This window comes from Methylomagnum sp. (genome assembly GCF_054333355.1).
The window spans coordinates 1-2,635 of the sequence record NZ_JBTEKS010000507.1 but is presented as its reverse complement, the minus strand read 5'-3'; the positions used below and the strand labels follow the sequence as shown (position 1 = coordinate 2,635).

General features: G+C 62.6%; 1 protein-coding gene. It reads right to left on the bottom strand.

The window, feature by feature from the left end:
• Positions 1–50 precede the first annotated feature (50 nt).
• On the bottom strand, positions 51–2,207 hold the full coding sequence (locus tag ACXWUF_RS21775) for a putative bifunctional diguanylate cyclase/phosphodiesterase (protein ID WP_458503410.1): 2,157 nt from the start codon (positions 2,205–2,207) through the stop codon (positions 51–53).
• Positions 2,208–2,635: the final 428 nt, after the last annotated feature.

The window sequence follows — 2,635 nt, the reverse complement described above, 5'->3', positions numbered from 1 at the left end:
GCCTGGTCGTGGCCTGAAGGCCACTCCCACAGTGGTTCGGGGGCCAAATCCTAAGCCGTCGTGGAGACGCCTTCCCAGCCCCACGCGCACCCGGTGCCGAATGTCTCGGCCCAGCCCCGCCAATCCTCCGCCGGCATGGGCGGCGCGATGCCGTAGCCTTGGCCGTGTTCGCAGCCCAAGGCCAGCAGCGCCAGACCGTGTTCCACCGTTTCCACGCCCTCGGCCACCACCTGCCGCTGGAAGGCGTGGGTGATGGCGATGACGCCTTCCACGATGGCGCGGTCCTCCTCGTCCTTGAGCATGTTCCGCACGAAGGATTGGTCGATTTTGAGGGTGTCCAGCGGCAGGCGCTTGAAATAGGTGAGCGACGAAAAGCCGGTGCCGAAATCGTCCAGGGCGAAGCGCACGCCCAGGGCGCGGCAATCGGCGATGATTTTTGAAACCCGCGCCATGTCTTCCAGGGCGGTGCTTTCCAGGATTTCCAATTCCAGGGCGGCGGCGGGCACGATGGGATGAGAGGCTAAATGCCCATGCAAGCGCTCGACGAACTGCGGCTCCTGCAAGTGCTGGGGGGAGATATTGACGCTCACCTCAATGGTCAGCCCCGAACACCACCAAATCTCCAATTGCCGCACGGCTTGCTTCAGCACCCAATCGCCCAGGGCGATGGAAAACTCGCTATTTTCGATGATGGGCAGGAATTCGGCGGGCGCCAGCAAGCCCCGTTGGGGATGCTGCCAGCGCACCAAGGCCTCGGCGCCAATCACCACGCCCCGGCGCATATCGACCCTGGGCTGGTAATACAACAAGAACTGATTGCCCTGTAGCCCGGCTTCGATGCGGGACAGCGCCTCCCGATGCACTCGCAGGCAGCGGTCGTGTTCGGGGTCGAACAGGTGATAGCGATTGCGGCCTAGCTGCTTGGCGGCGTACATGGCCTGGTCGGCGTGGCGCATGAGCGCGTCCGGGTCGCCTGGGTCGGACGGGTACAGGCTGACGCCGATGCTGGCCGAAATCCGCACCTCCCGGCCTTGCAGCCAATAAGGCGCCGCCAAGTCCGAAAGGATGCTTTCCAGGTTGTAGCGGCACTCATCGATGGACGTAAGGTCCGACAGCAGGATCACGAATTCGTCGCCGCCCAGACGGGCCACCGTGTCGTCCTCCCGTATCCCGTTTCTCAGCCGCAGGGCCACCTCCATCAATAGCAAGTCGCCGGCCTTGTGGCCCAGGCTGTCATTGACCGGCTTGAAGCCATCCAGGTCCAGATAGGCCACGCCCAGCATCTTCCCGGATTGGTCGGCTTGCATCAGGGCCAATTGCAGGCAATCCGCCAGCAATACCCGGTTGGGCAATTGGGTGAGCGCGTCGTAATGGGCCAGGCGCTCCAATTGCAATTGATGCTCCTTGATGTGGGTGATGTCGGAGAAGATTCCGACGTAATGGCTGACGCCGCCCTCCGGCGAATAGACGGCGGTGATTTGCAGCCATTCCGCGTAGATTTCGCCATTCTTGCGCCGGTTCCAGATTTCGCCCCGCCAGTGGCCCCGCTCCCGCAGGCTTTGCCACAGGGCCGTGTAAAAGTCGTCGCCCTGGTGATGAGACCTCAGCAGGCTGGGGTTCTGCCCGATCACCTCTTCGCGCTGGTAGCCCGTCAGTTCCGTGAAGGCCCGGTTTACGTCGAGGATTCGGGCTTGTTGGTCGGTGATGATGATGCCTTCGCGGGCGTATTCGAACACGCTGGCGAGGAGAATCATTTTGCTGGCGGAGCGGTCGCGTCCGCCGTCTCCGCCGCCCTGCGGGATGGGGTTGTTGGAGAAGGTGGCGGGAGGGTCGCCCATGAGCGGGGCGGTCGCTGCGTCAGAATAATTAAGCGCTTCGGCTTGGCTGGGCTGGCGGCGGTTGAGGCGACGCCGCTGCCAGACCGTGAATGCCAGGACGCCGCTCAACAAAGCGGTGCCCGCCGAGCGCCAGTAGAGTGAGTCGTCATCGCGCCAATCATTGGGATTAAGGAGATAGCCGACCAGGTACAGATCGCCCCGATTCACCGCACCGCCTTCGGCGGAATTGCCAAGCGAGGTGCCCGCCTGGGTGGGCGTCGCCAAATCGGCGGCTTGGCAGAAAGCCCGACGCGGGTTCGGATAAAACGACGGCGCGGATTTAAGCGGACGGGACCGGCTCGTGGGATTCGGGGACTGACCGCCGGGCACGCTGCTTAAGCCGCCCCCCTGAGCCGTGAAGCTTGCCCATAGGCAAAGCACAGAAAACAAACTCGACCAGGGGCGCATAAGCGGCTAGAGCCTTTTAGGGTATGGAGATCAGGATATTACTTAATATTGCGCGAGTTTTAAGCCCGTGACTGAAGCCAGTCCAGTCAGGGTTAAGCGCCATTTATGATGGGATAGTAAATCCTGAGCAGCCGATCGCCAAAACTTTCGATACCCGCGTGGGTAGCAAATATTGGTGTGCGCCACGCTCCGATAGTGCGATTCGGGCTTCCCTGCCCGAATCGCCCTCTCCGCGGGCGGTTATTGCCTTCGGCGGCCCCGGACGCCCTGCGTTCACCCGTCCCGACCCAACAAGGGGATCGGGACGTGGCTCCACAAATGGCTCTACGCCCGGTCGTGGGCCTTGCAGA